At 71.6% G+C, this 12,109-nt stretch carries 9 protein-coding genes; 7 read left to right on the top strand and 2 right to left on the bottom strand.

Annotation, left to right across the window (positions count from 1 at the left end; translation table 11 throughout):
• Window positions 1-32: 32 nt before the first annotated feature.
• The 7 genes from fabI to infC all read left to right on the top strand — a co-directional run bounded on the left by fabI (window position 33) and on the right by infC (window position 9,699).
• The gene (gene fabI, locus DWB05_RS00435; RefSeq protein WP_232818330.1) at window positions 33-872 is read left to right on the top strand and encodes an enoyl-ACP reductase FabI; all 840 of its coding nucleotides are present in this window, start codon (window positions 33-35) and stop codon (window positions 870-872) included.
• Window positions 873-882: 10 nt separating this feature from the next.
• On the top strand, window positions 883-1,998 hold the full coding sequence (aroC, locus tag DWB05_RS00430; protein ID WP_114373824.1) for a chorismate synthase: 1,116 nt from the start codon (window positions 883-885) through the stop codon (window positions 1,996-1,998).
• Window positions 1,999-2,104: 106 nt separating this feature from the next.
• Window positions 2,105-3,313 carry a hypothetical protein gene (locus tag DWB05_RS00425; protein WP_114373821.1) on the top strand — a complete coding sequence of 403 codons (1,209 nt, stop codon included), beginning with the start codon at window positions 2,105-2,107 and terminating at the stop codon, window positions 3,311-3,313.
• A gap of 63 nt (window positions 3,314-3,376) precedes the next feature.
• Window positions 3,377-6,175 carry a P-loop NTPase fold protein gene (locus DWB05_RS00420; RefSeq protein ID WP_114373818.1) on the top strand — a complete coding sequence of 933 codons (2,799 nt, stop codon included), beginning with the start codon at window positions 3,377-3,379 and terminating at the stop codon, window positions 6,173-6,175.
• Entirely contained in the window at window positions 6,172-7,119 is a 948-nt protein-coding gene (locus tag DWB05_RS00415; RefSeq protein WP_114373815.1) for a glycosyltransferase family 9 protein, read from the top strand. The genes DWB05_RS00420 and DWB05_RS00415 overlap by 4 nt, the downstream gene beginning before the upstream one ends.
• Before the next feature lie 30 nt (window positions 7,120-7,149).
• Window positions 7,150-9,114 carry a threonine--tRNA ligase gene (gene thrS / locus DWB05_RS00410; protein WP_114373812.1) on the top strand — a complete coding sequence of 655 codons (1,965 nt, stop codon included), beginning with the start codon at window positions 7,150-7,152 and terminating at the stop codon, window positions 9,112-9,114.
• A 66-nt stretch (window positions 9,115-9,180) separates the two neighbouring features.
• On the top strand, window positions 9,181-9,699 hold the full coding sequence (gene infC / locus DWB05_RS00405) for a translation initiation factor IF-3 (RefSeq protein ID WP_232818344.1): 519 nt from the start codon (window positions 9,181-9,183) through the stop codon (window positions 9,697-9,699).
• Between the two features lie 61 nt (window positions 9,700-9,760).
• Here the strand turns inward: infC and DWB05_RS00400 are convergent, their stop codons facing one another.
• Both DWB05_RS00400 and DWB05_RS00395 read right to left on the bottom strand, forming a co-directional pair.
• Window positions 9,761-11,176: a DUF2264 domain-containing protein gene (locus tag DWB05_RS00400; RefSeq protein ID WP_114373804.1), complete on the bottom strand. Its 1,416-nt coding sequence runs from the start codon at window positions 11,174-11,176 to the stop codon at window positions 9,761-9,763.
• A 19-nt stretch (window positions 11,177-11,195) separates the two neighbouring features.
• Window positions 11,196-12,074, bottom strand: coding sequence for a M48 family metallopeptidase (locus tag DWB05_RS00395; RefSeq protein WP_157967011.1), 879 nt, complete (start codon window positions 12,072-12,074; stop codon window positions 11,196-11,198).
• Window positions 12,075-12,109 lie beyond the last annotated feature (35 nt).

Here is a 12,109-nt window from a genome sequence, read left to right as displayed (position 1 = left end):
CTAGGCGGCCTGTTTGATGGGGCGGGGCGGGCATGGACGAAGCCGCGACGGTGGAGCGGGCGGTACGCGCGGGCGGGCTGATGAGCGGCCGGCGCGGCCTGATCATGGGTGTGGCGAACGACCGCTCCATCGCCTGGGGTATCGCCGCCGCCTGTGCAGCGCACGGCGCCACCTTGGCCTTCACCTACCAGGGTGAGGCGCTGCAGAAGCGGGTCGAGCCGCTCGCGGCGTCCGTCGGTTCCGACCTCGTTCTGCCCTGCGACGTCACCGATGAGCCCTCGATCGATGCGGTGTTCGAGGCGTTGCGCGAACGCTGGGGCAGGCTCGATTTCCTCGTCCACGCCATCGCCTGGTCGGACAAGGAGCAGCTGAAGGGCCGCTACCTCGACACCACGCGCGAGAACTTCCTCAAGAGCCTCGACATCTCCTGCTGGTCGTTCACCGCGGTGTGCCAGCGCGCGGTGCCGTTGATGGGGGCGGGCGCCTCGATCCTCACCCTCACCTATCTCGGGGCGGAGCGGGTCACGCCGCACTACAACGTCATGGGGGTGGCGAAGGCCGCCCTCGAGGCCTCCGTGCGCTACCTCGCCGCCGACCTCGGCCCGTTGGGGATCCGGGTGAACGCGATCAGCGCGGGGCCGATCAAGACGCTGGCCGCGTCGGGGATCGGCGATTTCCGCTACATCCTGAAATGGAACCAGTACAACAGCCCGCTCAGGCGCAACGTCACCATCGAGGACGTGGGCGGGGCGGGGGTGTATCTCCTCTCCGACCTTTCCTCGGGGGTGACGGGCGAGGTGCACCACGTGGATTGCGGCTATCACGTGGTGGGCATGAAGGCGGTCGACGCGCCGGACATCAGCACCGTCTGACCCTCTCGCGGTGTCGAACACCTTCGGGCGGATCTTCCGCTTCACCTCCTTCGGCGAAAGCCACGGGCCGGCGATCGGCTGCGTGGTCGATGGCGTGCCGCCGCGCCTGCCGCTCAGCGAGGACGACATCCAGCCCTTCCTCGATCGCCGCCGACCGGGCCAGTCCAAATTCGTCACGCAAAGGCAGGAGCCCGATCGGGTGCGGATCCTGTCGGGGACGTATCGGGGGCTGACGACGGGGCATCCGATCGCGCTCGTCATCGAGAACGTCGATGCGCGGTCGAAGGATTACGATGCGATCGCGGATCGTTTCCGCCCCGGTCACGCCGACCTCACCTACTGGCTGAAGTACGGCATCCGCGACCCGCGCGGCGGTGGGCGCAGTTCTGCCCGCGAAACGGCGGTCCGCGTCGCCGCCGGCGCCGTCGCGCGCAGGATCCTCGGCGAGCGCGTCGTCATCCGCGGCGCACTGGTGCAGCTCGGGCCGTGGCCGATCGACCGCGCGCGCTGGGACTGGGCGGAGGTGGAGCGCAACCCGTTCTTCTGCCCCGACGCGGTGGCGGCCGCCGAATGGGAGGAGCGCCTTGCCGAGGTGCGCAAGCGGGGCTCCTCGGTCGGTGCCGTCGTCGAGGTGGTGGCGGAAGGGGTGCCGCCCGGCCTCGGCGACCCGGTCTACGCCAAGCTCGATGCCGATCTCGCCGGGGCGATGATGGGCATCAACGCGGTGAAGGGGGTGGAAATCGGCGCGGGCTTCGCCGCCGCCGCCCTCTCCGGCGAGGAGAACGCGGACGCGATGCGCATGGAAGAGGCGCCCGACGGGTCGCGCCGGGTGGTGTTCGGCTCCAACAATGCGGGCGGCATCCTGGGCGGCATCTCCACCGGCCAGCCCATCGTGGTGCGCTTCGCGGTCAAGCCCACCTCCTCCATCCTCAACCCCGTGCCGGGGGTGACGGCGGAGGGCGAGGAGGTGGAGATCATCACGCGCGGCCGACACGACCCCTGTGTCGGCATCCGCGCGGTGCCGGTGGGGGAGGCGATGATGGCCTGCGTGTTGGCGGACGCCTGGCTGCGTCAACGCGCCCTCACCCCCGACGCGCCGGAGGCGGCGATCCTGCCGCGCCCGTGAGCGAGGCGGCTGCGCTGCAATTCGCCTCGCAATTTGCAGTCACGCCTGTTTGAGTGTCTGTGAACGGGGCGCGCCCGGACACTCGGCACCGAGGAGTTCCGCCAACATGTCGCTCGCACCCCTGCATGGGATGACGTCGCCGGAAGCGGTCCGCCGGGCGGCCGAGGCGTTCATCGCCATGGCCGGGCGCGAATCCTGGCGGCGGCGCATGGCGCAGCTCGCCGACCAGATCAGGTCCCAGCGCATCGCGGGCCGCGTGGCGCGCGAACGCCACGCCCTCGAACTCGGTCTCGATCGCCTGGCGGCGAGCGAGCCCGCCGCGCCGACGGCGGCCGAACGCGCCGTCGCTGCCCTCGCTGCCGAAGCGGTCGCCGTGCGGCGCCGTCTCTCGCCGGCCGGGCAAGCCCGCTTCGACGAACGGCTCGCTGCAGCGCTCGCCGGCGACGGCACGCTGGTGCCCCTGTTCCACCTGCTGCGCACCGCTGCCCGCCAGCGCCTCGCCGGCTTCGAGGTCCGCTTCGCCGGCTTCGAGGACGGGGCGTCGTTCGACCTCCTGCTCGCGCGTGAGGGCCGCGAGGCCGAGGTGGTGTGCGCCGTGTTCTCGGCCGACGAGGGGCGCTGGGTGCACCGGTCGGATTGGTTCGCCCTGGTCGATCGCATCAACCCGGACCTGCAGGCTTGGCTTGCCGGCCACCCGGGTCGCTACCTGCTGAAGGTCACGCTGCCCGAGGGTCTCGACGCGGCGCGCAACCTCGCCGCCGTGCAGGCGCGCATCGGCGCCCTGCTGGCCGAGGAGCGCAAGACCGACCACAGCGAAACCGCCGTGCTCCGCCTCGACCCCCTGCTCGTCGCCCAGGCCGAGGCCGGGCACCGCGCGCTGCTCGAGCGGCTGAAAGCCCAGTTCGGCGAGGAAACCCACTTCGCGGTGGCCGCCGGCGAGGGCTCGCTGTTCGTGGTCGCCGCCCGCGCCTCGCGCCCGAATGAGATCGCCGCCGTGCTGCAGCGGCGGCTCGCCGAACTTCCCGGCCGGCTCTCCGGCACGCGGCCGGGGATCCTCGCCGTGTTCATCGAGGACACCGAGCCGCAGGAGTGGCGCGCGTTGCGCGAGCGTCTCGAGCTCGAGGCCGCGGCGCGCAACTTCCTCACCGCACCCGAGGCGCGGGCGGTGATCGCCGTCTCCTGCGCCTCGCGCTTCGAACTCCTGGGCCAGGGCGAGCCCTTGGCGGCGAAGGCGGGAGAGCTTCGCTTCCGCAACCCTTCGCATCCGAAGGCGAAGGACGCGCCCCTCTTGCCCGCGGTGGAGAGCCGGGTCTGACGGGTTCGAAGCGGGGCCGGGCCCGCCCTGGCCTTTCCGAGCCCGGTTCGTTAGCCTTCCGGGATGGCGGTGGGCGCGGCGGGGCGAGGCAACGGCACGTGGCCGCCCCGCACGGTGGGCGAGGCGCTGACCGGCGCCGAATGGTCGTTCTCCGCCCGCACCGCGCTCGAACGTGCCGCCGCCATGGCGTTCGACCCCGCCACACGCAAGGCCGACGGGCCCGTTCCGACGCTCGGCCTGAGGCATCTCATCGGCGGCGCCTTGCGCGTCGGACTTCGCGAGCGCGGTGGAACCCTGTCGGCCGGACGCCTCGTCGAGGCGATCGAGCGGCGGGTCGGCGCCAACGCCGTGCAGGCCGTCGCCGCGCCGGACGACGGCGATGCCGATGCTGCTCTTCCGCTCTCCGACCACGCGCAGCGCGCCCTCGACGCCGCGCTCCGCCTCTGCCGCGCCACCACCGGCGGCGGCGAGCGCATCAGCGCGCGGCACCTGATTGCCGCTCTCCTCGCCCCGCCGGACGCTCCGACCCTGTCCGCCGCGCTGGGAAGGGTCTGGCAGCGGCTCCTCGCCCTCGATCCCGAGGACCTGCGCGCGGAGTTGCTCGCGGCACTCGAAGCCGATTCCACCATCGCGAACGAGGTCGAAGCGTGGCGCGACCTCCTCGGCACGCTGCGGCTCGGCACCGCGGCCTTCGTCGCCGACCAGCCCGTCGGCGACGACGCCCTGGGCCGCCGCGCCGACGCCCGCCGCCTCGCCGAACTCGCCTGCCTGAGGGCGAACGAGCCCCCGCTCGCCATCGGCATCTTCGGCGACTGGGGCGCGGGCAAGTCCACCTTCATGCGGCTGATGGAGGAGGAGATCGCGGCGATCGAGGCCCGTTGGCGGAACGATCCGAACACGCCGTTCGTCACCCGCGTCGTGCGCGTGCGCTTCAACGCCTGGTCCTTCGCGGATGCCAATCTCTGGGCTTCGCTCGCGGTCGAGATCTTCTCCCAGCTTCGGGATGCCATCGCGCGCTTCGATGGCGGGCGGGCCGGCAAGGCCGATGCGCTGCTGGCCGACATCACCGGTCGGCGGGAGCAGGCGGAGCGGCGCCTCGCCGCGGCGAAGCAGGATGCGGAAGCCATCCGCGCCGCGCGCGACGCGCTCGCGGGGCGGATCCGGGCACTCGAGGGGACGATCGAGCGGCAGCGCGATCCGACTGCCCGCGCGAGGGCCGTTCTCGAGACGCGCGGCCGGGAGATCGTCGCCAGCCTGCGCGCGCTCGGCCTGATTGGTGTGGACGAGGCGAAGGCGGCCGATGCCCTCGCGGAGGAGGTGGCGCGGATCCGTGCGGCGGGCGAACGAAGCTTCGCCCTCTCCCGCCGCCTCCTTCGCGCCTTCCGCCACCGTCTCGCCTGGCCCCTGTTCGCTGCGGTCGCCCTGTTCGCCGCCACTGCGACGCTGTTGCCGCGACTGATGCCGGAAGCCGCAGCCACCGTTGCGGCGCTGCTCTCCGCTCTCGCCCCGCTCGCCTGGCACGCCCAGCGTGCGGCGTCGACTCTCCAACCTTTGCTCGACGCCGTGGAGGCGGACGCCAAGGCCGAGGCCGACCTCCGCGCGGAACGCGAGCGGCTCGCCGCCGAACGCGAGGCGCTCGAGGCACGGCTCGCCGCCCGCGAGGCCGACCTGCGCGCGGCCGAGGCCGAAATCGCCAGCCTCGACCGCGCCGCCGCCACGCCCGCGGCTCTGCTGCGCTTCTTCCTCAACGAGAGTGACGAACTCAAGGCCTACGAGCGCGAGATCGGGCTGATCGGCCGGCTGCGCCGCAGCTTCGAGCGGCTCGACGATCTGATGCGCCGCCAAGCCGACCCGAACGCACCGACCGATCCCGCCCTGCCGACGATCGAACGCATCGTGCTGTTCATCGACGATCTCGATCGGCTGCGCGACGAGCAGGTGGTGCGCGTGCTGGAGGCGATCGCGCTTCTTCTCCAGTTCCGCCTGTTCGTGGTCGTCGTCGCGGTCGATGCGCGCTGGCTCGCGCGTGCGCTGAAGGCGCAGTATCGGGAGCAATTCGACGAGAGCGGGGCGGGGCCCGGCGAGTATCTCGAGAAGATCTTCCAGGTGCCGTTCTGGCTGCAGCGCCTTGCGCCGGGCGACGGTCGTTACGCCGCGTTTGCCGAACGGCTGGTGAGGATACCGCGCGTGGTGAAGTTGGCGGCCCACGCGACACTCCACTTCTCGGCGAGCGCCAGCGCCAGGGTCCTACGTGCGGACGGCACGGTCGACGCGGAACCCGCGATCGATCCGGACGAGCTCCCACAGCCCGGTGACGAGACGCCGCGCGAGACCCGCGCCGCGATCATCCGCCGCGTCGAACTCACGGAGGCTGAGGCGCGCGTGCTCGAGGCTCTCTTTCCCATCGCCGGCTCCACCCCGCGCGCCATCAAGCGCTTCGTCAACCTCTACCGCCTCGCGCGCTCTGCCCGCGACGGCGAAGACCTTCGCCGCTGGCTCGGCGAGACGGGAAAGGCGTCGCAGTTCCCCGCATTCGCGTTCGCCCTGGCGGTTGAGAACGGCTTCGACGCAAGGTTACGCGGCCACTGGCGAGAGGCGCTGTCCAAGACGCATCAAGACGACATTTTCGCCAACACGATCGTCATGCAGGATCTCGGCTTGGAACGCGACGGTTGGGTGCCCCTCCGCACCGCCCTCCGTCGCGCCCGCGACTTCTGGAGCGACGACAGCCTCGGCGGGGCGTTGACCGTCGGCGACATCGCGGCACACCTCGACGAAGCCCGCCGCCTCTCCTTCCACCCGCCCGAGTTCGACCCCACCCCCTTGCCCGAAGAGAGCCGCCCCGATAGCCCCGGGGCGTGAGCCCCATCCTCGTCATCAAGCACGGCGCGCTCGGCGACCTCATCCAGGCCTTCGGGCCCTTCGCCGCCATCCGCGCCCACCACCCGGGTGCCCGCATCGACCTCCTCACCACGCCGCCCTTCGCGGCCCTGATGCGCCGCGCGCCGTGGTTCGACCGCGTGCTGGAAGACCCCCGCGCCCCGGCCTGGAACCTCCCCGCCAGCTTGCGCCTCGCGCGCAGCCTGGCGCGCGAGGGCTACGCCCGCGTCTACGACCTGCAGACCTCCGCCCGCTCCTCGCGCCTGTTCCACCTCATGCGTCTCTTCGGCGCGCGGCCCGAATGGTCCGGCATCGCGCGCGGATGCTCGCACCCGCACGCCAACCCCGACCGCGACCGCATGCACACGCTGGAGCGCCAGCGCGACCAGCTCGCCGCCGCCGGCATCACCACCTTCCCCCCGCCCGACCTCGCCTGGCTGGATGCCGACCTCGCTCGCTTCAGCCTCCCCGCCCGCTTCGCCCTGCTCGTGCCCGGCGCCTCGCCGCAGCGCCCCGAGAAGCGCTGGCCGGCGGAACACTACGCCGCGCTCGCCGCGACAATCGCCGCGCAGGGCGCGACCCCCGTCATCGTCGGCACCGCGGCCGAAGCGCCGCTCGCCGCCGCCATCCGCCAGACGTGCCCCGCGGCCCTCGACCTTACCGGCCGCACCACGCTCGTCGAGCTCGCCGCGCTTGCCCGGCGCGCCCTGTTCGCGGTGGGCAACGACACCGGCCCGATGCACCTGATCGCCGCTCTCGGCCGCCCCGCCGTCGTGCTGTTCTCCGCCGCCTCCGACCCCGCGCTCTGCGCCCCGCGTGGCCAATGCTTGCGCATCCTGCGCGCGGCTGACCTGCGCGATCTCCAGCCTCAGACCGTGCTCGCCGCGCTTGCCGGCCTTGACGCCGTCTCCGCCCCGTCCCCATAGACCGCCGCCAGCGAGGAAGCGAGCGCGCCCATGCCCGCCATCACCCTGCCCGACGGATCCGAGCGTCGTTTCGACGGCGCGGTGACGGGTGCCGAGATCGCCGCCGCCGTCGGGCCGGGCCTCGCCAAGGCCGCGCTCGCGATCGAGGTCGACGGAGAGCTCTGGGACCTCTCGCGCCCGATCACGAAGGACGCGCGGGTGCGCATCATCACGCGCAAGGACCCGGAGGCGCTCGAGCTCATCCGCCACGACTGCGCGCACGTGCTGGCCGAGGCCGTGCAGGCGCTCTTTCCCGGCGCGCAGGTGACCATCGGGCCGCCGATCGAGAACGGCTTCTACTATGACTTCGCCTACGAACGCCCGTTCACGCCGGAGGACTTCCCGGCGATCGAGGCGAAGATGCGCGAGATCATCGCCCGCGGCGCACCCTTCGAGCGCATCGTCACCACGCGCCACGACGCGATCGCCCTCTTCGAATCGAAGGGGGAAAAATACAAGGTCGAACTGATTCAGGATTTGCCGCAGGGCGAGACGATCACGCTCTACCGCCAGGGCGAGTGGGTCGATCTCTGCCGCGGCCCGCACGGCCCCTCCACCGCCGCGATCGGCGACGCCTTCAAGCTGATGAAGGTGGCGGGCGCCTATTGGCGCGGCGATCACCGCAACGCGATGCTGTCGCGCATCTACGGCACCGCCTGGCGCGACCGCAAGGAGCTCGAGGCATACTTGCATCGCCTCGAGGAGGCCGAACGGCGCGACCATCGCCGCATCGGCCGCGAGATGGGCCTCTTCCACCTGCAGGAGGAGGCCGTCGGCTCCGTCTTCTGGCACCCGAAGGGCTGGCGTCTCTATCGCACGGTCGAGGCCTACATGCGGCGCCGCCTCGAGGCCGCGGGCTACGTGGAGGTGCGCACACCGCAGCTCGTCGATCGCAGGCTGTGGGAGGCCTCGGGGCACTGGGAGAAGTTCCGCGAGAACATGTTCCTCGCCAGCGTCGAGGACGAGGCGGAGAAGAACCGCATCCTGGCGCTGAAGCCGATGAACTGCCCCTGCCACGTGCAGATCTTCAACACCACGGTGCGCTCGTATCGCGACCTGCCGTTGCGCATGGCGGAGTTCGGCTCCTGCCACCGCTACGAACCGTCGGGTGCGTTGCACGGCATCATGCGCGTGCGTGCCTTCACCCAGGATGACGCGCATATCTTCTGCACCGAGGAGCAGATCGCCGACGAGACGGTGCGCTTCGTCGAACTCCTCTCGTCGGTCTATCGCGATTTCGGCTTCGAGACGTTCTCGGTGAAGTTCTCCGACCGCCCGGCCAAGCGCGCCGGGTCCGACGCGGTGTGGGACCAGGCGGAAGGCGCGCTGAAGGAGGCCTGCGCCAAGGCCGGGGTGGCCTATACGCTCAATCCGGGCGAGGGCGCCTTCTACGGGCCGAAGCTCGAATTCGTGTTGCGCGACGCGATCGGGCGCGACTGGCAGTGCGGCACGCTGCAGGTCGATTTCGTGCTGCCCGAGCGGCTGGATGCCGTCTACGTCGCGGCGGACGGGGCGCGCCGCCGCCCGGTGATGCTGCACCGCGCGATTCTCGGCTCCTTCGAGCGCTTCCTGGGCATCCTGATCGAGCAGTACGCGGGCCGCTTCCCGCTCTGGCTCGCGCCCACCCAGGTCGTGGTCGCCACCATCGTCTCGGATGCGGACGACTACGCCCGCGCCGTCGCCCGTGCCTTCGCCTCAGCCGGGCTCGCGGTCGAGGCCGACCTCTCGAATGCCAAGATCCAGGCCAAGATTCGTGAGGCGAGCTTGGCCCATGTGCCGGTGATCGCGGTCATCGGACGGAAGGAGGCGGAGACGCGCACGGTGGCGTTGCGCCGCCTCGGCGGCGAGACGCAGACCATCCTGCCGCTCGATGAGGCCGTCGCCCGGCTGGCCGCCGAAGCGACCCCGCCCGACCTGCGCGCGAGGGCCGCGGAACCCGTTGAAGCCGCGGCCTGATCGCCCCATTCTTGCCACGTCGCAACCAGCACGGAGGTTTTCGCCATCCCACCGCGTCCGACCACCCTGGCGCCGCCGACCCGAGAGGGTCCGCGCGTCAACGAAGAGATCCGCATCCCCCAGGTCCGGCTGATCGGACCCGACGGCGAGATGATCGGCGTCGTGCCGACCCGGGAGGCGCTCTGGCGGGCCCGTGAAATGGGCCTTGATCTCGTCGAGATCTCACCGAATGCCGACCCTCCCGTCTGCAAGATCCTCGACTTCGGCAAGTACAAGTACGAACAGCAGAAGAAGAAGAGCGAAGCTCGCAAGAAGCAGAAGATCGTCGAGGTCAAGGAGATCAAGATTCGCCCGAACATCGACGATCACGACTACGACGTGAAGATGCGTCAGGCCAAGGGCTTCATCCAGGAGGGAGACAAGGTCAAGGTCACGCTCCGCTTCCGCGGCCGCGAACTCGCCCATATCGACCTCGGCATGAAGGTGCTCGAGCGGGTGAAGAACGAGCTCGAGCCCATCGCCAAGGTCGAGCAGATGCCGCGGATGGAGAACAAGCAGATGATCATGGTGCTGACGCCGCGCTGATGGCCGGCGTCGGCCCTGGCTTCGCTTTTCCGCAGCGGAAGTGCGCGAAAGGTCCGCGCGGTCAGGCCCAGCGGTCGTCCGACCGATAGCGCGGGCGGAAGTACTTGATGGCGTAGTTGTCGGGCCGGAACGGCCGGCGGAAGACCACCTGGGCAAGGCGCCGCGCGGGCCCCATCGGCTCCCGTCGCGGCTCCGGCAGGCCTCGATTGCGCCCATGCCGGACTTCGACCACGAGGCTCTTTCCGTCGCCGATCACCGCGAGGTCGGGCCCCGCCAGGTGGTGCTCGAAGCTCCCCTGTTCGACCGGCAGCGGCAGGGGCGGATCGGTCCAGAAGGGCGAGGTCGGCGGCTGCAGATAGGCGGCGACCAGCGAGCGCAGGGACCACAGGCAGCTGCCCCGGCCGAGGTAGTTCTCCAACAACTCGGGCGCCGGCCTGTCGCCGCAGCCCTGGGTGACGGTGCCGTGCGCAAGCCCGCCCTCGGCGATGAAGTGCGCCCACACGACGTCGAGGGCGCGGCGCGCGAGCCCCGGCGCCACGGCCTCGGGCGCGATCGCGGCGGCCAGGATGAGCGGGGCGGGGACGGCGAAGCGGTAGCAGAGGCTGCGGCCGAACATCGGCACGCCGCCGTTCGGCGTGAAGAAGGCGGCGAAGCCACGGGCGAAGCGCACCAGGCGCTCGTTCACCCAAGCCGCATCCACCACCTCGCCCATCCGGGCCGCGAGCGGCAGGCCGAAATGCATCTGCCACGCCGTGTAGTGGTCGACCCGCCCGGCGTGGTTTTCCTCGTACCACCCGTCCTCGAGGGCGAGCGACTGCAGGGCCTTCACCCGCTCGCCCAGGCTCGGGTCCGGCGGCGTACCCAGGGCGGCGGCGGCGAGGCCAGCGAGCAGCGGCGCGAGGTGCCAGTTCCCGCCATACACCTGGCATGGCAGCACGGCGGTGAGCCAGCGCGCGAGGTTCCGCCGCGTCGCGCCGTCCAGGCGATCGCGCAACAGCCAGGCGATCAGCGCGATGTCGCCCGCTTCGATGATCCGTTGGTCGAGATCCACCGGCCAGCCCCAGAAGGCGGGCGAGTCCGGATCGCTTCCGGCGGCAACGCCGCGCAGCAGATGATCGGCTGCATGGAAGCGACCGCCATCCGGTGTGGGGACCTCATCGCCCCGCGTGCTGACCCAGGCGGCGAGCAGCAGCCCCGAGCGTGCGAAGCCCTCGACGCCCTCGACACTCCACCCCCGGGTGCCCGGAAGCCCGGGGTAGTGCACGCGCTCGCAGCGGGGGGAACGGTAGGCGGCGACGCCGAGCGCGAAGTAGCCGACCAGGGTATCGTAGTCCTGCCGGGAAAGGGCGCTCTTGCCGCCGATCTCACGACGGATCCGGGGATCGAGCGCCCGGAAGCGCGGATCGGGAGCGACCCGGCGAAACCACCCCTCGACGGGGCGAAGCCGGCGGAGGCCGTCGCACAGCCGTGTCAGCATCGGGGGGAGTTGCCCGATCTCAGGCCGTGCGTCGCGCCCGGCCCTGCTCCATCGCGCGGCGCACCTCCGGGTCCTCGCGCATCAGGGCGGCGAGCCGCTCGCGCCGGTCCCCGTGCGAGGGGTGGGTGGAGAGGAAACTCACCCCGCCGCTGCGCCCGTGCTGCGCCTCCATGCGGTCCCAGAACCGGCTCGCTGCCTGCGGCTCGTAGCCCGCGCGCGCGGCATAGATCAGCCCGAGCCGGTCGGCCTCGTATTCGTGGCTGCGCGAGAACGCTGCGCCGCCGAGCGCCGCGCCGAGCCCCAGGGCGGCGCCGATCGCCGGCGAGTAGGCGCGGGTGCCGCGATTGACCGCCGCCGCCGTGCCCAGCACCGCCACCCCGATGGAGAGGGCGAGCTGCTGGCTCACCCGCTCCTGCGCATGCCGCCCCGTCAAGTGGCCCATCTCGTGGCCCATGATGATCGCCATCTCGTCCTGGCTGCCGCCGACGAAGCCCCACATGCCGTCGAAATAGCCCGAATAGCCGTTCGGCAGGACGAAGGCGTTCACTTGCCGATCGGCCAGGAGTTCGGGACGGAAGCCCCTGCGCGGCTGCGGCGCGCCCTCGACCGAGGAGAGATTGCCCGCCATGCGCTCGAGGCTCCTCTGCCGGGCGGGGTCGCGCAGCGGGCCGCCCGAGCGGCGCCGAATGTCGGCCTCCGCCAGGTCGGACATCCGCTCGAGCTCCTCGTCGTCGATCAGGATGAGCTGCGACCGCCCGAGCTGTTCGTTCTGCGCGCAGCCGCCGACCGGCAGCCCCAAGGCCAGCGCGGTGAGCACGCCGGCACCCGCGCTGAGGATCGCCTGGCGGCGGTGCAGATAGGCCGGGCTCGCCAGAGGTGAGGCGCTCTTGCGCGTCATCGCCGTTCTCCCTCCGCTGTCGTCGTCCGTCTCGG

The organism is Elioraea thermophila (ex Habib et al. 2022) (genome assembly GCF_003336755.1).
Taxonomy (GTDB): Bacteria; Pseudomonadota; Alphaproteobacteria; order Acetobacterales; family Acetobacteraceae; genus Elioraea; species Elioraea thermophila.
The sequence above is the reverse complement of the archived record's forward strand: the minus strand, read 5'-3'. Positions and strand labels throughout refer to the sequence as shown.

Bases quoted from the DNA above. Each gene is read 5' to 3' on its own strand.
- fabI (WP_232818330.1), top strand. From the start codon at position 33: ATGGACGAAGCCGCGACGGTGGAGCGGGCGGTACGCGCGGGCGGGCTG.
- DWB05_RS00425 (WP_114373821.1), top strand. From the start codon at position 2,105: ATGTCGCTCGCACCCCTGCATGGGATGACGTCGCCGGAAGCGGTCCGC.
- DWB05_RS00420 (WP_114373818.1), top strand. From the start codon at position 3,377: ATGGCGGTGGGCGCGGCGGGGCGAGGCAACGGCACGTGGCCGCCCCGC.
- thrS (WP_114373812.1), top strand. From the start codon at position 7,150: ATGCCCGCCATCACCCTGCCCGACGGATCCGAGCGTCGTTTCGACGGC.
- DWB05_RS00400 (WP_114373804.1), bottom strand. From the start codon at position 11,176: ATGCTGACACGGCTGTGCGACGGCCTCCGCCGGCTTCGCCCCGTCGAG.
- DWB05_RS00395 (WP_157967011.1), bottom strand. From the start codon at position 12,074: ATGACGCGCAAGAGCGCCTCACCTCTGGCGAGCCCGGCCTATCTGCAC.